The sequence below is a fragment of the Rufibacter immobilis genome (assembly GCF_003721565.1).
GTDB classification, from domain to species: Bacteria; Bacteroidota; Bacteroidia; order Cytophagales; family Hymenobacteraceae; genus Nibribacter; species Nibribacter immobilis.
On sequence record NZ_RJJE01000017.1, the window covers coordinates 552,763 to 571,562 of the forward strand.

Consider the following 18,800-nt stretch of genomic DNA (forward strand, 5'->3'; position numbering starts at 1 on the left):
AATATTGTGTATTGCTTGCTAACGTATGTTAGTTAAATTTGAAAATGGCTGAAAACTTAGTTAGTTTTGGCTTTAAAAATCCTTTTAGGACCTTATAAAAGAACGCATGCAAACCGTTGAACGGATCAATCACCTTTCCCTTACCAGAGAAGAGATGTTGCAGGACTATCGCATCGCCTGCGAGAGTCGGCAGGCCAGTTTAACCGGCCGAAAGGAAGTGTTCATGGGCAAAGCCAAGTTTGGGATTTTCGGAGACGGGAAGGAAGTAGCTCAATTGGCCATGGCCAAATTTTTCCGTCCCGGCGATTTCCGCTCAGGATATTACCGTGACCAAACCTTTATGTTTGCCATTGGGGAACTGACCGTCCAGCAGTTTTTCGCGCAGCTATACGCCCACACAGATGTGGAGCAGGAGCCTTCCACGGCGGGCCGCAGCATGACGGGCCATTTCGGTACCCGGCTGCTAGACGAGGAGGGAAAATGGAAGCCTCAGACTACCTCCAAAAATTCCTCAGCAGATATTTCTCCCACCGGAGCGCAGATGCCTCGTTTGGTAGGGCTGGCTTATGCTTCCAAATTATATAGAGAGAACCCTGAGTTGCACCAATTCACTGATTTCTCCATTAACGGGAATGAAATTGCCTTCGGGACCATAGGGAACGCCTCTACTTCTGAAGGAGTTTTCTTTGAAGCCATCAATGCCGGTGGTGTCTTGCAGGTGCCCATGTTAGTTTCTGTGTGGGATGATGGCTATGGTATTTCGGTGCCAGCCCAATATCAAACCACCAAAAGCAGCATTTCTGAGATCTTGGCTGGCTTTCAACGCGAAGCCCCGGGGGAACAAGGCTATGAGATCTTCAAGGTAAAAGGCTGGGATTACGCTGGGCTCTGCGAAGTATACCATAAAGCTACGCAAGTTTGCCGTGAGCAGCACGTACCTGTGCTTATCCACGTGGAAGAGGTAACGCAACCGCAGGGGCACTCTACCTCAGGCTCGCACGAGCGCTATAAGTCTAAAGAGCGCTTGGCTTGGGAAGAAGAGTACGACTGTATTAAGCAGATGCGCAACTGGCTTATCTCCAACGGCTACGCAGACCATGCAGAATTAAACCAGATTGAAGCTGAGGCGAAAGAGGCCGTGAAAATTGCCCGCGCCAATGCCTGGAATTCTTTCAATGCCGCTATTCAGGAAGACCATCAGCAATGTCTGCACTTGCTGGAGCAGCTGTCGGCAAGCATGGAACAGAATGCCTCTGAAATAGCTTCTCTGCGCGATGAACTGCACAAAACTGTCAATCCCCTGCGCTCAGATGCAATCAGAACAGCCCGTCGGGCCTTACGCATTGCCCGTACTGTGAAAACGGCGGCCAAGCGCGACCTGGTGAAGTGGTTGGAAGCGGTACAGGGAGAAAACGCGGAACGTTATAATTCTTACCTCTACAGCCAGTCAGATGAGTCTGCCCTGTTGGTGGAGGAAATTAAGCCGGAATACACAGAGAACAGCCCCTTGGTAGATGCCCGCGAGGTATTACAAGCCTGTTTTGATGCCGCTCTGGCCCGTGAGCCCCGTCTGTTCGCCATTGGTGAGGACGTTGGGAAGATTGGGGATGTGAACCAAGCATTTGCCGGTTTGCAGGAAAAGTACGGTGAGCTTCGTGTCACTGACACAGGTATTAGGGAGTGTACCATTGTAGGACAGGGGATTGGCGCGGCTCTGCGTGGTTTACGTCCTATTGCCGAAATCCAGTACCTGGATTACCTGCTCTACGCCATCCAGATTCTGAGCGATGATGTGGCTAGTCTCCAGTATCGCACCAAGGGTGGGCAGAAAGCGCCGCTGATTATCAGAACCCGCGGGCACCGTCTGGAAGGGGTTTGGCACTCTGGTTCTCCCATGGGCATGATTCTGCACAGCCTGCGCGGCATGCACGTGTTGGTGCCCCGCAACATGACCCAGGCCGCTGGTTTCTACAACCTGCTCCTGAAGTCAGATGAGCCGGCCCTGGTGGTGGAATGCCTCAATGGCTATCGTTTAAAAGAAAGAATCCCCGTCAATATTGGTGAATTCACTGTGCCACTGGGCCAGCCCGAGATCCTGAGAAAAGGAACCGATATCACTATTGTAACCTATGGTTCAATGTGTCGTGTAGTAATGGAAGCCGCTGAACAACTTCAGTCTGTAGGCATCTCTGCCGAAGTGATTGACGTTCAGACGCTGCTTCCGTTTGACTTGGAGCATACCATCACAGACTCTATCCGGAAAACCAACCGTGTATTGTTTACCGATGAAGACGTTTCTGGCGGAGCCACCGGTTTCATGATGCAGAAGGTAGTTGATGAGCAGGAAGCCTGGCGCTGGTTAGATTCTAAGCCGGTGGCGCTCGCGGCGCAGGACCACAGACCTTCTTACTCTACAGACGGAGACTACTTCTCTAAACCAAGCATAGAAGATGTGTTTGAAACCGCTTATGCCATCCTGCACGAAGCAGATCCGGCTGCGTTTCCTTCTTTATACTAATTCACTGTCTTTCGCATAAAAGCCGGGGGCTGCTTTCAATAAAGCAGCCCCCGGCTTTTATGCGAAAGACAGATAGTTAACCTATTGTTTAGAGAAAAGAATCACTTCTGAGGTAGTAACCGTAGGACTTTCATTGTGGCTTCTGTCCAAGATTTTTACATCAAAGCGGATGGTGTCTCCGGCTCTTAAAGGGTAGAAAGAATCTCTGGGGTTGTCAAAAATATTTAAGCTGTATCTGATATCGCCCTCCAGAGGCTCCTGCCGCTCAATGGTTGAGACTCTTGGGAAGCGGCTATGGAAGACTAGCGGTGTAGTCCCCGGATAAAGTACCCGCTCATACTGCCCATTCACTTTCTTGTAGATATTGCAAAAAATATTGTTGAAGTAGGGATCTCTGCTGGAAAAAGGCGGTTGTATATCTTTTGGGAATATGGTTTCAGATAAACCTAAATCTCCATCGCCGTCCTGAAACCGAACTACCAGAATAAGCGAATCGTAGATCACATTCTGCGGATTCCGCAACGTGCGCTGCTCTATATCTCTAAAGGTAAGGGTAGGGGCTAGGTCAAACTCAGGCTCGTCATAGCAGCTGCTTAAGCCCAGAGAACCAAACACAAAAGCTAAACCTAAAAAGAGTCTATGTTTCTTCATAGCATAATTATGTGCTTCTAAGGTACAAATCCTAACGCGCACTTACTTACTTTGTTGTAAATTTTACTATCAACTCCCATGGGATTTGCCCAAGAATATAAGAAAGATATCCTTCAGAAAGGTCCGCAGGATTTCCATGCCGCCGCTCTTGATCTGTTCCAGTACCAAGCTAACCATAATGCTGTTTACAAAGAATACCTCCATTTCCTGAAGATAAACCCAGCGGAGGTGCGGCACCTGCATCAAATTCCTTTCCTGCCAATTGAATTCTTTAAGACGCATACAGTGCAGTCTCATGCTTTTGAGCCGCAGGTAATTTTTAAAAGCAGCGGAACCACCTTACAGCAACGGAGCCAACATATGGTAGCTGATGCCGAGTTCTACAAAAAACACGCACAGGCCCTATTTGAGGAAACTTATGGTGTGCTGAAGGAATGTGTGGTGCTGGCGCTGCTGCCATCTTACCTGGAGCAGGGAGATTCTTCTCTGGTCATGATGGTAGACCATTTTATACAGGCCACCGGACAAACCCAGGAAGGCTTTTATCTCAGAAACCACGCAGATCTGCGGCAGGCAGTGCAGGAAGCCAAAACTAACGGACAAAAGGTGTATCTGTTTGGGGTAACGTATGCATTGCTGGACCTGGCGGAGGAGGTAACCCCAAATGAATTTTCTGGCGTCACTATCTTTGAGACCGGTGGTATGAAAGGCCGACGCAAGGAAATGGTGCGCGAAGAACTGCACCACGCTTTGAAAGCCGCTTTTGGGGTGGATGCCATCCATTCTGAATACGGCATGACTGAGCTACTTTCCCAGGCCTATTCTACCGGCGAGGGTATTTTTACGCCGTCCCGCACGCTGCGGGTGCTGGTGCGGGAAGTCAATGATCCTTTCTCCGTGAGCAGTGAGGCGGGCTCCGGAGGGGTAAACGTGATTGACTTGGCCAATGTAGATTCCTGCGCCTTTATTGAAACCAAGGACCTGGGCAAACTTTACCCCGATGGCTCCTTTGAGATTTTGGGTCGGTTTGACAACGCCGACATCAGGGGCTGCAACTTGCTGGTGGGGTAGCGTTTAGCGGCTCTTTTTTCAGAATTTGCCTTAAAACGGAATCGGCTCCTAATGATCAATTGGGAGCCGATTCCGTTTAAAAAAAAGGAAGTAGTTCTACTTGGCGTAGGCGCGGGCATCTTCTTCTGTGATAGTGTCTTCGCTCATAATGACCAAGCGTTCTACCACGTTTCTGAGCTCGCGCACGTTGCCGCGCCAATCCAGGCCTTGAAGGTAGGTAAGCGCTTCCGGCGATATTTTCTTGGGCTTATTGCCATAGTCGCGGGCTACGTCTTGCAGGAACTTGTTCACCAGATCAGGAATGTCTTCGCGGCGTTCGTTCAGTGGGGGCACGTGGATGAGGATCACGCTCAGGCGGTGGTACAAGTCTTCCCGGAAGTTCTTGGCCTCAATTTCCTCCAGCAGGTTTTTATTGGTAGCCGCTACCACACGCACATCCACCGTAATGTCTTTGTCGCCGCCCACGCGGGTGATTTTATGCTCTTGCAGCGCCCGAAGCACCTTGGCCTGCGCCGAAAGGCTCATGTCGCCAATCTCGTCCAGAAACAGGGTACCACCGTTGGCCTGCTCAAATTTGCCTATGCGCTGCTTTACCGCCGAGGTGAAAGAACCTTTCTCGTGGCCGAACAATTCGCTTTCAATCAATTCACTGGGAATGGCGGCGCAGTTCACTTCCACCAACGGGCCGCTGGCGCGGTTGCTTTGCTCGTGCAGCGAGCGGGCCACCAGCTCTTTCCCGGCGCCATTGGGGCCCGTGATGAGCACGCGGGCATCTGTGGGGGCTACTTTGGCAACCGCCGATTTTACTTTGCCTAACGCTCCAGAGGTACCTACCATCTCATAGGTCTTGGAGATCTTTTTCTTCAGCGTCTTAGTCTCAGTGACCAGCGTGGCCTTGTCCAAAGCATTGCGCACCGACACGAGGAGCCGGTTCAGGTCCGGTGGTTTCACCAGGAAGTCATAGGCGCCTTTCTTGGTGGCCTCTACGGCGGTGTCAATGGTGCCGTGGGCCGAAATCATGATAAAAGGGGTGTCTGGAGCCAGAACAGTGGCGCGTTCCAGTACTTCCATGCCGTCCATTTTAGGCATTTTGATGTCACAGAGCACCACGTCGTATTTACTTTTCTGCAGCAGATCAATGCCGCGCTCGCCGTCCTCGGCCTCGTCTACGGTATAGTTTTCGTATTCCAGAATTTCTTTGAGGGTGTAGCGGATGCTACGCTCGTCATCAATGATCAGAATCTTGGGCATGTGTGTCTTCTTTACGGTCCGAACGGTTAAAGTTCGTGAATTATTTGAGACGGATACGGGAGAAACAACGTTGTGGATGTTTTAGGGCTAATTCTGGAAAAAGAGCCGCTAAACGCAAACCGTTGAATACTGCGGGTAACCCTTGGCATTACCTTGGTGTTTAGCGGCTCTTTTTCTGAAATCTTGCCTAAACCAGCGCCCTCTAGAAAATGAGACCATGTTTTTTGGGGGCAACATTACGGCATCAGGAAAGGGTGAGCAAACCCTCCAGCACAATCTGGGCCTGACTGCGCACCTCCAGGGAGTTTGGTCCGGTAATAGTAAGCTGCATCTGCCCACCCCGCGCCGAAAGCTGGGCGGCCACTAATTCAGTTTTTGCCAGTTGGTCGGACCAGTACTTGGCTAGTACGCTGTGGGCGGAACCAGTGACCGGGTCTTCATTGATGCCTACCCTGGGCCAGAAGCAGCGAGAGTAAAAATCGAAGCCGGGGTCTGTGGACTTGGCCGTCACCGCCAGCCCGTTTACGGAGATGGGTAACTGGAGCAAGCGGGCAAAGTCGGGCTTAATCTGGAGCAGCGTCTCTTTGTCGGGTACTTCCAGCACCAGCATTTGAATGGCTTCTGAGAAGTACAACGGATACGTACCCGCCAAACCTAAGGCTTCCAAGAGCATGGGGAGGGGAGCCAGTGCTGCGTAGGGGTACAGCGGGAAATGCATGAGAATGGCGTCTTCCTCTCTAAAAGCGCTTAACACCAACTGCTCCTGCGTAACAAACGTGACCTGCGGAAGGCCCTGTTTCTCCAGCACTACTTTACTGGATGCCAGCGTGGCGTGGCCGCAGAAAGCAATTTCCACGGTGGGAGTGAAATACCGGATGGAATAAGTGGCGTCTTGGTGCTGCATAGGCACCAGAAAAGCAGTCTCTGAAAGGTTGAGTTCAGCGGCGATGGCCTGCATCTGCGGTTCTGCGAGCGACTGGTCCAAGAGGCAAACGCCAGCCGGATTCCCTTTGAAGGACTCCCGCGTAAACGCGTCTACAATAAAGGTCTTTACGTTCATGTTCCTCCTAAAAATGGATTGGGTAAGTTCGCGATTTGCCCTAGATACTTGATGAGGTAGTGGCTGAGGCTGTAGATTGCTTCTAACGGCTGGGCTAAACGGTGGGGGAGGCAGTCGGCCGAGGCTGACGTTAATACGATGTTAGCTGTAGCATTTTATTCCTCAATTGCCTCTATAGCTTTTTTGAGCATGTAGTCTTGTTTATTTATGATATATTCTTTGGGAGTCATTAAAGGAATATCAATTTTTACGCCTGCTCTTTGAGCTTCCGAGCCATCATTGTAGAAAATAGCGTTCCCTGTAAAATTCAGCTGATATTTTCCAGGAAGATTCAATATTTTTAAATCCCCGTCAGCCCCTGCGCTCTGTTCCCCCATTCTGATTGCATTAGGAAATAAATGCTGCAAGTTCATGGTATTCCATTCGCTTTGGCTTAATGTTTCAGAGTTAACAATAATGACCACTTTACCATTATAAGGAGTATTCTTTATATTTATATCAGCATTGTAATAGGTGTTTATATCTTGATTATGGACATAAGTGCCAATTTTTTCCTTGTTTAGCTCATAATACTTCGCGTAGAGGTGTGGAGTAGAACCAAAGTTTTTGATGAGGTATGTGTACGCAAAGCCTCCCCAGTCAGGATATCCACGCATATCGAAAATAATGCCTTTTTGCTGTCTCGCTTGCGCAAATATGGAATCCATGTGAGTCTCAACTTTCTCATCGGCCACATTTTCAATGAACCTAAAAGTGTCACTAATCTTAAAATAAGCTATGTCGTTATTCAAAATAGTCAAGTCATCGCTACTTGATTTCTTTTTTTGAGTAGATGCAAGGTAGGCATTAACAGGTTTCAAAGCATCGCTATCTCCTATCTCTATAAAGGGAACCGACTTAGAGGTTTTGATACTATCTCTTACAATCTCCACATCTACTTGCTTATTATCCAAATTCCAGATTAGGTTTTCTGCATAGTAAGAAAGCCGGTGGAGAAGCGCCTGATGATTTGAAGCAGATAGCAGAGAAGATAAGTCTCCGATACGATGTTCCACACTTCGCCGGTCTATAGCTGTGATAAAGTCGCCCTTTTGGATATCAGATATTCGGCATGTTTCTGGGACAATGATATCGGTCACCAGTATTCCATCTTCAAATATTTGGTAAGCAAAAGGAGGATAAAATGAATTTTTGAAAATGTCTCTTCTGTGCTTCAGTTGTTTGAAAAAGCCAAAAGAATGAGTGTCTTGCAGGGAAGCTACAAGTTTCAGAAGAAGTAGCTCATATTCCAACATACTCTTACATTTCACCATTGAAGTTATTGCTGGCTTCAACACGCTGTCAAAGCTTTGCTCCATCAGGTACTTGTGGGGGTATAAATAATCTACCGCGCCTTGCATTTTAGCTAAAGCTAATAATCTGAATTCTAACGGGATAGTTTCTTTATCAGCGAAATCATAAACTCTTTCATTAGGTACTTCTGACTCATATCTGAGTTTAGGGACATAATGATGTACTGGCTGGGTATAGCGGTTTTCAAGTATCTCTAGATAAGCTTTCTTGTTTCTATTAGTTATCTGAGGATTTTTAAGAAACCAGTTAAAGTCAAGGTTATTGATTAATACTTCACTAGCATTATTTACTTCTATATCTGTGTTATGTGATGCAGGAAACTGTTTTAAAAGTTTACTCAAGCTTTTATTTAAAGTCTTTTTATCTTTCGTAGATTCAATTTCAGTTAGATAGTTAAAAAATAAACTATCCGCGTCTATTCTTCCTAAGGCTAGATTCGGGTGATAATATTTGATAAAATTCCAAGTTTTAAAATATAAAAAATATTTATCTGCTTGTTCAATCTGTTGCCCATAAGAATTCAAGGCAATGAATAATAGAATGAATAGTAATTTAAATCTCATTGATTTTTAATTATGTTACAGCTAACGGGCTAGTATAAACGGCTGCGAGGCCGTCGGCCGAAGCTGGCGTTTATACAGTGTTGTATGGTGTTTTTTTTACATTCTTCTATAAGCGGGACTTGTTCTGTATTCCATCATTTCTGGATTATTTATTTCATTTTGGATGATTGTCCAATTAGTCTTAAAGCCATTCGGGATTTCAGCCTTCTTCCTTACAAACAAGATTAGTGAATCTTTTCTTACTTGATACAGGAATGGCGATAATCCATGGAAAATAATATCTGCTGTTGAATCCGCTTCAAATTCAGGTTCATTATCCGTTGAGATGACAGTAAGCTGGCTGTCGCCAGTCACTCCCCAATTCTTTGACTTTAAATATAATTTGGAGTTGCTTTTTTCATATACCAATTCTACCTGCGAGTAAGTCGGCCCCATAGAGTCAGCTAAATTACTTACAGCAACCAAAAAGACGACTGCAAGAACTATTATGATTGAAATAATTAAGATGCCTAAGCTTTTCATATTTAAAATACCATACAACGGCCTCGTGTAAAAGACGTGCAAGGCCGTCGGCCGTGGCATGACTTTTACACAATGTTATGGCGCGTTTTTTATTTTGGATACCAGTTGGAGTCATAGCTTTTGACACCTGCCATCAAGTTGCCTAAATCTATGTTTATGTCACCGTCCATTGACTCTCCCATATCAAAGGTTAGGAATAGTGCGAGGAGTAGCAACTTGTTCTCTTCGTTGTCTGCGACTATAAAGCCAGAATCATAATCCCAGAAGTTTACCTTCCCTTTATCATGCTTTGCAACCTGATTCCCGTTCCTGAACAGAGACTTTTTGTGTCCTTGATGGAAATAGAAGTCGTAGCTGTCCGTGCCGTAAAGGAAAGTCCAGTGTCCTTTGTAGGCGTTTACCGCTTTAAGCGTTATCTCTGTGCTTTCTCTATGGAGGAGTATTTTATATTCCGTTTTGTTCAGGTTCCAGAAAAAAGGTGAGTTGGATAAGTTTACTGATACTAATTCTTCTTTCTCGCTGGACAGGATTTTACCGAACAGGCCTACTTTCCTCTTCCTGTCCCAAAAGCCAGTAAAAGCTTCTTCCTTGTCATCATTCACAAAGAATTGGTAACTGTGTCCCTTCTGTTTGATGTAGAGCCTCAATTCTTTCTTATTTAAAATGCGCCATAACACTTAGATAACATCACTGGTGATGTTATTTTAAATATATCTATATTGAATCCATTCAAGCTATAATATACCACCTTCCGACAATTTTATCTTATAAAGAGCCGCACGTCAAATGGGAAAGGTTCAGAATCCAGTAATTTTACTTGGTGGAAGTCTGGGTGGCGAGGGTTGAACAGGAAGTTGTAGTCGCCGTGCACTACCGCTGAGGGAACCTTCATGCCCACGAACCGGCCATCGCGCACGAAGGCGTCGCCTATCAACTGAGTGGCGTTGGGGTGGGGGAAAGATCTCCAGTCCTCAGGCAGGTCTTCTACCAACACCTCACTCAGCAAGAGTTCGTCTGGCACTTCCAGCCGGATGAGCCAATAATCCACAGGCACTATCCCCAGGGGGGTATGTACGGCTATCTCGGTGGTGCAGAGCGCGCGTGATTCGCAGGTGTAGAGCAGAGCAGTGCCTCTGCTGTTCCAGCGTCCGCCCACCAACTCTGCCCCGCGGCCCGACAGGTCATTTTTATAGAGGCCTTTGCTCAGGCGGTACACGATCATGCCAGCACCCCGTGTTCAATACGCGTGAGTTCGTCTTTTAACAGGCTGATGCCGAAGGTGGTGTCCAACAGGCTCTTAGGAGTGATGCCGCCCAGGGCCACGTTCTTCGCCTCCAGCCAGGCATTGAAACTCTCCGCGCTGCCAAAAACCTCAGTGCCGCGTTTGTACAGCAGGGTTACCTCCAATATCTTCTCAGAGTGAATGGGGTCAAAGGTCTTTTTCTCCTTCTTGTACCGTTGAATGGTGCGCTCAGACAAATGCAGAAACACCGACCATTCGCTTAGGTTGAACGGGCTTTGGCTCGCAATCTTCACAAAAAGCGGGTACTTAATTCCCTGCCGCACGGTCTGTACCAGCAACAATATGTCGCGGTCGTCTACAGAAGTATTGGAGAGATTGGTTTCAAGGTTGAGTGCTGCAGCCATAGCGGTAAAATTTAAATCAAAGGTAACAATTGTCTTTAAATTAACGACACTTGTCATAAATAAGTTTGTTTTCCGCTTCTATAGACTTCTAGTTTCCAAGAGCAATCCAATTTATAGAGGAGGTTATTTTAAGGCTTTGTAAATGTTTTATTTAATTAATTTAACTTATTAAAAAAATTTAATAAAATAGGTTTCTCAGTAGGAGAAGGTATACATTCTTATAATCAGCAAGTTATAACTACTAAAGACTGGTGCAAGTCTTATGAGGAATGTACTGAAAGCGTTCCTTTATTTGCAGCTTCAGGTAAATCTGGTTATCCTTATAGCTTGATTTAACTTCACCAGTATATGATCAGGAAGAAGCCTATCTATGAGAGCCTCTACTTTCAGGTAATCTCAGCTATTGCTATCGGTATTGCTTTGGGCCATTTTGTGCCAGATCTGGCGGTACAGCTCAAACCGCTCGGCGATGCCTTTATCAAACTGGTGAAGATGATGATTGGGCCGGTGGTGTTCTGTACCATTGTCACCGGTATTGCCGGCATGCAAGACATGAAGCAGGTGGGCCGGGTAGGCGTGAAAGCCTTGCTTTATTTTGAGGTGCTCACCACCGTGGCTTTGATTTTAGGCTTAGTGGTGGTCAATGTGCTGAAGCCCGGGGTTGGCATGCACGTGAACGCCGCCAGTTTAGACACAGACGCCCTTTCTGCCATGACCAGCGCCGCCAATCAGGCTGAGCACGATGGCGCAATGAGCTTTTTCATGCACCTCATCCCCAACAACATCATTGATGCCCTGGCCAAAGGCGATTTGCTGCAGATCCTGTTTTTCTCGGTGCTGTTCGGGTTTGGCTTGTCTAAGATTGGGGAAAAAGGCAAACCGGTGTATACGGCTATTCAGTCTATTGCCAATGCGCTGTTCGCGGTCATCCACATCATCATGAAAGTGGCTCCGCTGGGCGCACTGGGGGCTATGGCCTACACCATTGGGAAATACGGCTTGGCTTCGCTGGGGGCGCTAGGGCAACTGATGGGAGGGTTCTACCTTACCTGCATCCTTTTTGTGGTGCTGGTATTGGGGCTGGTCATGAAACTGATAGGCTTCAGTATTTTCAAGCTACTGCGTTTCATTAGGGAAGAATTACTGATTGTGCTGGGCACTTCCTCCTCAGAGGCCGCTTTGCCAAGTCTTATTGAAAAGCTGGAGCGGTTGGGCTGCTCCAAACCAGTGGTGGGGCTGGTGGTGCCTACCGGCTATTCTTTCAACCTGGACGGAACTTCCATTTATCTCACCATGGCCGCTGTGTTTGTGGCGCAGGCCACAGATACTCCGCTGGATCTGGGGCACCAGCTCACGCTACTGCTGGTATTATTGCTCACCTCCAAAGGCGCGGCCGGGGTGACCGGAAGCGGGTTTATCACGCTGGCGGCTACCCTGCCGGTAGTGGGTAATATTCCGGTGGCTGGTCTGGCGCTCATTTTAGGCATAGACCGGTTCATGAGCGAGGCACGGGCGCTCACCAATTTAATAGGCAATGCCGTGGCAACGCTCTTTGTGGCCCGCTGGGAGAAAGAGATTGATCTGGAGCAGGCTAAAAAGCTGATAGGATAAAGTGCGTTTAGGGGCCGTTTTTCCAAAAACGGCCCCTAAACGTATTATGCCTCCTCTGGGTGGTAGATGATTTTATCACGGTGCTTCATGCCCCAGTCGCGTAGTTCGTTGATGACCGGGGTGAGGCTGTGGCCGTATTCTGTGATGGAGTATTCCACAGTGACCGGGGAGGTGTCATGCACGGTGCGTTTCACCAGTTTGTTCAGTTCCAGCTCTTTCAGTTCCTTGGAGAGCATTTTGGCGGTAATGCCCTGCACGTCGCGGTGCAGTTCTTTGAAGCGTCTTTTGTGTACGCAAAGGGCCACAATAATCGGGATTTTCCATTTACCGCTTAAAATATCCAGTGCATCTCTAATAGGTAGGATGTGGGTGATGCACAAATTGCGTTCTTGTTTGATAACAGCTTCCATGATGTTTTGCTTTCGTACAGGATACTAGTATACAAACGTAAACCAGTATCAATCAGAAACCAAATGTACGTAAATTTGTTTATACAACTATCGTAGCAACATATATTTTCTTTAAAACAATGAATTTACTACAGGACCTGAACTGGCGGTACGCCACCAAACGCATGAACGGCCAGAAAATTCCGCAGGAGAAACTGGACATCATTCTGGAAGCCATTCGGCTGTCTGCCTCGTCTATGGGCTTTCAGCCGTACAACGTGGTGGTGGTAGAAAACCTGGAACGCAGGAAAGAGATTCAGGCCAAAGCGGCCAACCAACCTCAGGTGGCAGAAGCGTCGCACCTGCTCATCTTCGCCGCCTGGGACACGCTCACGCCCGCACAGGTAGAAGCTTATATGCAGCAGATTGCCCAGGAAAGAGGGGTGGCGCTGGAAACATTGGCCGGTTTTGCCAGCAGCATCAATAACCTGATCTCCAGCCGCACGCCAGAAGAGAACTTCCAGTGGACTGCCCGCCAGGCGTACATCGCCTTGGGTACCGGTTTGGCCGCCGCCGCCACAGAACGGATAGACGCCACGCCCATGGAAGGATTTAACCCCGCCGCCCTGGATGAACTGTTGGGCCTGAAGGAGAAAGGCCTGCGCAGTGTGGCCCTGCTAGCCCTGGGCTACCGCGATGAAGCCAAAGACCCCCTGGCCAATGCCAAGAAAGTGCGGCGCCCGTCTTCTGAATTTTTTGTGACGGTGGCGTAACCAAACCCGTTTAAAAGAGAATAACAGATAGAGAGAACCCGCTGCACACTGAGACAGGAAGCAAGGCGGGTTCTCCCGCACACCAGATGTAGAACCCAACACCTGTAATCCTATGAAAAAACATACCCTTGGGAAATCCGGGATAGAAGTGGCTCCTTTGGCCTTTGGCGGAAACGTCTTCGGCTGGACCATTGACGAGAAAACCTCCTTCCAACTGCTGGACGCCTTTACAGATGCCGGCTTCAATTTAATTGACACCGCCGACGGTTACTCGGTGTGGGTACCCGGCAACACCGGTGGCGAATCGGAGACAATAATCGGCAACTGGCTTAAATCACGCGGCAACCGCGACCAAGTAGTCATCGCCACCAAAGTGGGCTGGGAGATTGGCCCTAACCAGAAAGGGCTCAAAAAAGACTACATCATGAGCAGGGTAGAGGAGTCTCTGCGCCGCCTCCAGACCGATTATATAGACCTGTACCAATCACACGTGGATGACGCCAGCACCCCGTTTGAGGAAACGCTGGAAGCCTATGACCAACTCATCAAAGCCGGCAAAGTGCGGGCCATTGGGGCCTCCAATATTTCGGCAAGCCGATTGAAACAGGCGCTGGAAACAAGCCAGCAGCATCAACTGCCCACCTACCAAAGCCTGCAACCCGAGTACAACCTCTACAGCCGCCAGGACTTTGAAAAGGAGCTGGAACCGCTGTGTCTGGAGGAAGGCATTGGAGTGATCTGCTATTATTCATTGGCCAGCGGTTTCTTAACCGGTAAATACCGTTCTGAGGATGACCTGAACAAGAGCCAGAGAGGCGGCGGCGTAAAGCGCTTCCTGAACGAACGTGGCTACCGCATCCTTTCCGCGCTAGACCTAGTGGCTGCCAAGCATAACGCTAACCCCGCCCAGGTTTCCCTAGCCTGGCTGATGGCTCGCCCCAGCATTACGGCTCCCATTGCCAGCGCCACCAGCCTCGCCCAACTAGAAGACCTGACCAAAGCCGCCCACCTAGAACTGAGTCAGGAAGATATCGCGGCGCTGGATGAGGCAAGTGCTTATTAATTCAAGACTGATTGAAGTATTTCAGAAACCACTTTGCGTTTAGGGGCTCTTTTTCCAAAAAGAGCCCCTAAACGCAAAGTGGTTTTTTTACAGGAGGCAGGTCATTTGAATCTAAACTGATGGTAGAGACGCTTGCCTAGTTTTGACGCAATTCCAAAAAAAAGAGCCGCTAAACGCACTTTACCCACCCCTACCCCTCCCAGGAGGGGAGTCTCGCAGTCAAGGATCAAGATGCAATGCCTTAACTCATGCGCCCAGCACTCCAACCGCATCCACAGGACGAGGAAGGCATGTAAAAGGCATGGCGGCGGTCCCTCTGGCAGTAGGCTTCCTGCGGGAGCGGGCAACGCAGGGGCAATATGCCCCGAGGCGCTTAGCGGGAGCACGCCTAGACGGTGAAAGCCTGCAACGGCCTACGCTCCCGATGGAACAGAGGACAGTTGCCCGGTGGTACCTCAAGTGAAGAAAAGACTGTTTGAGCGTCAGCGAGTTTCTTTTCTTCTTGATTCTTTTGGTTACTTTTCTCATCAAGGAGAAAAGTGACAAACGCAGGCAGAGCGCATCAGCCGCCAAGAGGCTTGGTAAGAAAAGGCGTAAAGAGCAAAGACGGATAGCTAACCGGAGCGGCAGTCCTGGTTGTCGGTGAGAACACCAACAACGGCGAAAGGAGCAGGAGGTTCGGCAGGAACGGGAGTGAAAGGTAGTTGCCCTTGCCGACAGTTCAGCAGAATAGAGACCGACAGGTGTAAACATCCCCCTACCCCCTTCAAAGGGGGACTCTGCACGCGAGAAGCAGTTATCTTGGAATAAACTCTTTAGTAAATGTGGAACGCAGCGGGCAATCCTTCAGCAGACAAAAAAGAAACAGACTTTGCGTTTAGGGGCTCTTTTTCCAAAAACAGGCGCTAAACGCATACGCGCAGTTAATCTAAAAACTGCTGCCTTGGAATATACAAATCATCCAGATTCACCAGCGCATGCAAAATAGGATGGAGTTCTTCCCGTTTCAGCTGGTACAAATCCCTGATGCTGAGGAACTGGACCTCCTCCAGCAATTGGGCGTGGGGAGCCAGTTCGGGGTCAGTGCCCAGGGCCAGGTTGCCGCGCACCAGTTTCACCTCAAAGAAAAGCTCAATGGCGTGCAGCGGCGGACGCAGAAACTCATTCAGGTAAAGGAACCGACCTACCTCCACCTCCAGCCCGGTCTCCTCCAGAAACTCGCGCCGCAGGCAATCCTTCACCTTTTCGCCGTAGTCAAGGCCCCCGCCCGGCGGCACCCAGAAGTAACCATCCCCAAACGCCGCTTTGTGGCGGGCCAGCAATAACTTGTCTTCCTGCACCAACAAACCGCAGACTCGGGTTCTGGTTTTGTTGGAATAGGATTCTGCAAACGGATGAATGTTCTCCATAGGTTGTGGCTAAGGACCGGAGGGTGTACTTTTGTTCATGCTAAAAACGTACAACCCAGAATTTAAAGATACGGTGAAAGAAAAACTTCAGCGGCAATTTTACATGCATTTGCTGGGTTTTGAAATAGAAACCGTAGAAATTGGGCTGGTAGAGGGGCAATTAACGCTGGAAGAGAAGCATAAACAGAACAAAGGCTTCGCCCACGGCGGCGTTATTGCCACCCTGGCCGATATTGTGATGGGTTTTGCCGTGGTCACCCTGGTGCCCGCCGACCAGCACGTGGTCACCGCCGATTTGAAGATTTCCTTCCTGAACCCCGGCGTGGGCACCGCCCTTTTCGCCAGAGGCTGGGTCCTGAAACAGGGCAGAAAGTTGAACTTTTGTGAGGCCGAAATTTTTAGTATAGATGGGCAGGGCGAGAGAAAACTCATTGCCAAAGCCTCGGCTACCATGGCTACCTTAGCCCCTTAAGCCGCCAATCCCAGAACTGATATGACCCCAGCAGAAGCGCTCCGCAAGAACTTCCCGTTTGAACCCACCCAGGACCAGGCCCAGCTTTTCCAGAAGCTGGACCAGTTCATCATGCGCCGCACGGGCCTCAAGGAGGTGTTCCTGCTCAAAGGCTACGCCGGTACCGGTAAAACCACGGTGGTGAGCGCGCTGGTGAAAATCCTGAACAAGTTTGGGTACAAATATGTGCTGCTGGCGCCCACGGGCCGGGCGGCCAAAGTCATGTCTACCTATTCAGAGAAGCCGGCCTCAACCATCCATAAGAAAATCTACAAGCAGACCGCCAACCCGTATTCAGACGGACTGGCGTTTGCGCGGCAGCCCAACAAGAGCGAGCAGGTTCTCTACATTGTGGACGAGGCCTCCATGATCTCAGATGACAAAGCCTTCGGCGATAATGGCCTGCTCCAGGATTTGCTGGGCTATGTGTTTGAGAAACCCAGCAACAAGCTGCTGCTCATTGGCGACACCGCGCAGCTGCCGCCCGTGAACCAGACCATTAGTCCGTCTCTGAATGCGGCGTATCTGCAGAGCAATTTCAACTGCCACGTGCACGAGATGGAGATGCGGCAGGTCATGCGGCAAGCCGAAGAATCTGGTATTCTCATGAATGCCACCCGTCTGCGCAACGAACTGCTGAAAGAAGCACCTGAGCTGGCCTTTAAAACCCGCGGCTACCGCGATATCTTCTCCATGCGCGGCGATAAGCTGGAAGACGGCCTGCGCTACGCCTATGACAAGTTCGGGATTGACAACACCACCGTTATCTGTAGATCCAACAAAACCGCTAATCTGTACAACCAGCACATCAGGCGGCAGATTTTCTTTTCTGAAGATGAGATAGGGGTAGGAGATTACCTCATGATTGTGCGCAACAACTACACCTGGCTGCCCAAAGACTCCAGCATCGGGTTCATGGCCAACGGCGACTTCGTGGAGATCACCAAGATCATCCGCTATGAGGAAATGTACGGCTTGCGCTTCGCGGATGTGCGCATCAGGTTTGTAGATTACCCCAACGAGGAAGAACTGGACACCAAGATCATGCTGGACACGCTCTACTCAGAGGCCCCCGCCTTGCCCACTGACAAGAATAAAGAGCTCTACCAACAGGTGCTCCTGGATTACCAGCACATCACTAACAAGCGGCAACGGGCGCAGGAGATGCGGCAAGACAAGTACCTGAACGCTTTGCAGGTGAAATTCGCCTACGCCCTCACGTGCCACAAAGCCCAGGGCGGGCAGTGGCAGGCGGTATTCGTGGACCACGGCTTCCTGAAGGAAGACCTGGTGACGCAGGAATTCGCACGTTGGCTGTACACCGCCGCCACCCGGGCCTCTGAGCAGCTGTTCCTGGTGAACTTCAACGAGAAACTGCTGGAGAACGCCCCGGAGCGGGTAGAAGAAGGGTAATTGAAAAGTATTTTATAGCTTAGCGGTAGAGTTAACCCATCAAAAGATGAAGAAAATAGTATTTGGAGGTTTGTTTCTGTTTTTCGGAGCCGCTTCGGCCATGGGCCAGACCACTGCGGTGGCTCAGGATTCAGCCGGACAGGTAGCTCCGGTAGAGGCCGTGGCGCCGCCCGTAGCCGGACCTTCCATTCAATTCGCGGAGCAGAAGTTTGACTTCGGGGATATCAAGCCCGGTGATGTGGTGGAGCATACGTTTCAGTTTACCAACAATGGTACTCAGCCCCTGATCATCTCCAACGTGCGCACCACCTGCGGCTGTACGGCCACAGATTACCCCAAAGCACCCGTCATGCCCGGCGCAACTGCTTCCATTACCGCCCGCTTCAACAGTGCCGGCAAAAGAGGCAAGCAGAACAAAGTCATTACCGTAGAGTCTAACGCGGTGCAAGGTTCTACTCAAGTGATTATTGCCACTAACATTGCGGCGGCGCAGTAGCGTTTAGCGGCTCTTTTTCCAGAATTTACGCCAAAACGCCTCTCTTGCTTTGCGCAGGAGAGGCGTTTTGGGTTCTTGATGGATGGGATAGATAGCTTATGGAAGGTTCTTCGCCAGCGCCCACACCAGGTTCAGCCAGCCGCCAATCAGGAACAGACCGCCCACTGGCGTGATGGCTCCCATCCACTTGATGCCGGTGAGGCAGAGGATGTACAAGGAGCCGGAGAAGATGAGGATGCCAATAAGGAAGCAGAGGCCCGAGATTCGCATACCGGTGGCACCGGGGAACTGCGTCATGAGAATACCCACCAGCAGCAAGCCCAAGGCGTGGTACATCTGGTATTTCACGGCCGTCTCAAAGGTATCGGTTCTACCGCTTTCCGTCAGCATCTTGGCCAGGCCATGCGCCCCAAAAGCACCTATCATCACGCCCAACCCACTCAGCAGGGCACCTAAAATCAGAATTGTCTTAACGCTCATGTTGTGTCTATTTTTTACT

The 18,800-nt window shown here is 49.5% G+C and carries 19 protein-coding genes; 8 read left to right on the plus strand and 11 right to left on the minus strand.

The annotated features are described in order from the left end of the window. Window positions 1–106 precede the first annotated feature (106 nt). Entirely contained in the window at window positions 107–2,518 is a 2,412-nt protein-coding gene (locus tag EFA69_RS15090; RefSeq protein ID WP_123133925.1) for an alpha-ketoacid dehydrogenase subunit alpha/beta, read from the plus strand. 81 nt (window positions 2,519–2,599) lie between these two features. Here EFA69_RS15090 and EFA69_RS15095 read toward each other — a convergent pair whose 3' ends face one another. Further along, a complete protein-coding gene (locus tag EFA69_RS15095; RefSeq protein WP_123133926.1) occupies window positions 2,600–3,169 on the minus strand; it encodes a hypothetical protein in 570 nt (189 codons plus the stop codon). 78 nt (window positions 3,170–3,247) lie between these two features. Here EFA69_RS15095 and EFA69_RS15100 point away from each other — a divergent pair, with 78 nt between their 5' ends. Beyond that, a complete protein-coding gene (locus tag EFA69_RS15100) occupies window positions 3,248–4,240 on the plus strand; it encodes an acyl-CoA synthetase family protein (RefSeq protein WP_183906809.1) in 993 nt (330 codons plus the stop codon). A 96-nt stretch (window positions 4,241–4,336) separates the two neighbouring features. Here EFA69_RS15100 and EFA69_RS15105 read toward each other — a convergent pair whose 3' ends face one another. The 7 genes from EFA69_RS15105 to parS all read right to left on the minus strand — a co-directional run bounded on the left by EFA69_RS15105 (window position 4,337) and on the right by parS (window position 10,636). Then, the gene (locus EFA69_RS15105) at window positions 4,337–5,491 is read right to left on the minus strand and encodes a sigma-54-dependent transcriptional regulator (protein ID WP_123133927.1); all 1,155 of its coding nucleotides are present in this window, start codon (window positions 5,489–5,491) and stop codon (window positions 4,337–4,339) included. 244 nt (window positions 5,492–5,735) lie between these two features. Continuing rightward, window positions 5,736–6,551 carry a PhzF family phenazine biosynthesis protein gene (locus EFA69_RS15110; RefSeq protein ID WP_123133928.1) on the minus strand — a complete coding sequence of 272 codons (816 nt, stop codon included), beginning with the start codon at window positions 6,549–6,551 and terminating at the stop codon, window positions 5,736–5,738. A 155-nt stretch (window positions 6,552–6,706) separates the two neighbouring features. Beyond that, entirely contained in the window at window positions 6,707–8,467 is a 1,761-nt protein-coding gene (locus EFA69_RS15115) for a S41 family peptidase (protein WP_123133929.1), read from the minus strand. A 96-nt stretch (window positions 8,468–8,563) separates the two neighbouring features. Then, window positions 8,564–8,989: a hypothetical protein gene (locus EFA69_RS15120; RefSeq protein WP_148041376.1), complete on the minus strand. Its 426-nt coding sequence runs from the start codon at window positions 8,987–8,989 to the stop codon at window positions 8,564–8,566. Window positions 8,990–9,078: 89 nt separating this feature from the next. Next, entirely contained in the window at window positions 9,079–9,591 is a 513-nt protein-coding gene (locus tag EFA69_RS15125; protein WP_148041377.1) for a hypothetical protein, read from the minus strand. 158 nt (window positions 9,592–9,749) lie between these two features. Next, complete coding sequence (locus EFA69_RS15130) at window positions 9,750–10,211, minus strand: RES family NAD+ phosphorylase (protein WP_123133932.1); 462 nt, start codon at window positions 10,209–10,211, stop codon at window positions 9,750–9,752. Further along, a complete protein-coding gene (parS, locus tag EFA69_RS15135) occupies window positions 10,208–10,636 on the minus strand; it encodes a type II RES/Xre toxin-antitoxin system antitoxin (RefSeq protein ID WP_123133933.1) in 429 nt (142 codons plus the stop codon). Before parS ends, EFA69_RS15130 begins: the two co-directional genes overlap by 4 nt. A 348-nt stretch (window positions 10,637–10,984) precedes the next feature. On the opposite strand from parS, the gene EFA69_RS15140 reads away from it, so the two are divergent. Next, on the plus strand, window positions 10,985–12,247 hold the full coding sequence (locus tag EFA69_RS15140; RefSeq protein ID WP_123133934.1) for a dicarboxylate/amino acid:cation symporter: 1,263 nt from the start codon (window positions 10,985–10,987) through the stop codon (window positions 12,245–12,247). Between the two features lie 44 nt (window positions 12,248–12,291). Here the strand turns inward: EFA69_RS15140 and EFA69_RS15145 are convergent, their stop codons facing one another. Next, the gene (locus tag EFA69_RS15145; protein ID WP_123133935.1) at window positions 12,292–12,657 is read right to left on the minus strand and encodes a winged helix-turn-helix transcriptional regulator; all 366 of its coding nucleotides are present in this window, start codon (window positions 12,655–12,657) and stop codon (window positions 12,292–12,294) included. Window positions 12,658–12,776: 119 nt separating this feature from the next. On the opposite strand from EFA69_RS15145, the gene EFA69_RS15150 reads away from it, so the two are divergent. Continuing rightward, complete coding sequence (locus EFA69_RS15150; RefSeq protein WP_123133936.1) at window positions 12,777–13,409, plus strand: nitroreductase family protein; 633 nt, start codon at window positions 12,777–12,779, stop codon at window positions 13,407–13,409. A gap of 112 nt (window positions 13,410–13,521) precedes the next feature. After that, window positions 13,522–14,472 carry an aldo/keto reductase gene (locus EFA69_RS15155; RefSeq protein WP_123133937.1) on the plus strand — a complete coding sequence of 317 codons (951 nt, stop codon included), beginning with the start codon at window positions 13,522–13,524 and terminating at the stop codon, window positions 14,470–14,472. Window positions 14,473–15,395: 923 nt separating this feature from the next. Here EFA69_RS15155 and EFA69_RS15160 read toward each other — a convergent pair. Further along, window positions 15,396–15,881, minus strand: coding sequence for an NUDIX domain-containing protein (locus EFA69_RS15160; protein ID WP_123133938.1), 486 nt, complete (start codon window positions 15,879–15,881; stop codon window positions 15,396–15,398). Between the two features lie 37 nt (window positions 15,882–15,918). Between EFA69_RS15160 and EFA69_RS15165 the strand changes: the two genes are divergently transcribed. The 3 genes from EFA69_RS15165 to EFA69_RS15175 are packed head-to-tail and all read left to right on the plus strand — an operon-like array spanning window position 15,919 to window position 18,301. Then, the gene (locus tag EFA69_RS15165) at window positions 15,919–16,353 is read left to right on the plus strand and encodes a PaaI family thioesterase (protein ID WP_123134864.1); all 435 of its coding nucleotides are present in this window, start codon (window positions 15,919–15,921) and stop codon (window positions 16,351–16,353) included. A gap of 21 nt (window positions 16,354–16,374) precedes the next feature. After that, complete coding sequence (locus EFA69_RS15170) at window positions 16,375–17,805, plus strand: ATP-dependent DNA helicase (protein ID WP_123133939.1); 1,431 nt, start codon at window positions 16,375–16,377, stop codon at window positions 17,803–17,805. A gap of 46 nt (window positions 17,806–17,851) precedes the next feature. Beyond that, window positions 17,852–18,301, plus strand: a complete 450-nt coding sequence (locus EFA69_RS15175; protein ID WP_245964597.1) for a DUF1573 domain-containing protein — start codon at window positions 17,852–17,854, stop codon at window positions 18,299–18,301. A gap of 96 nt (window positions 18,302–18,397) precedes the next feature. Here the strand turns inward: EFA69_RS15175 and EFA69_RS15180 are convergent, their stop codons facing one another. Then, window positions 18,398–18,781 (minus strand): DUF423 domain-containing protein, encoded by a 384-nt coding sequence (locus tag EFA69_RS15180; RefSeq protein ID WP_123133940.1) that lies wholly within the window; start codon window positions 18,779–18,781, stop codon window positions 18,398–18,400. Window positions 18,782–18,800 lie beyond the last annotated feature (19 nt).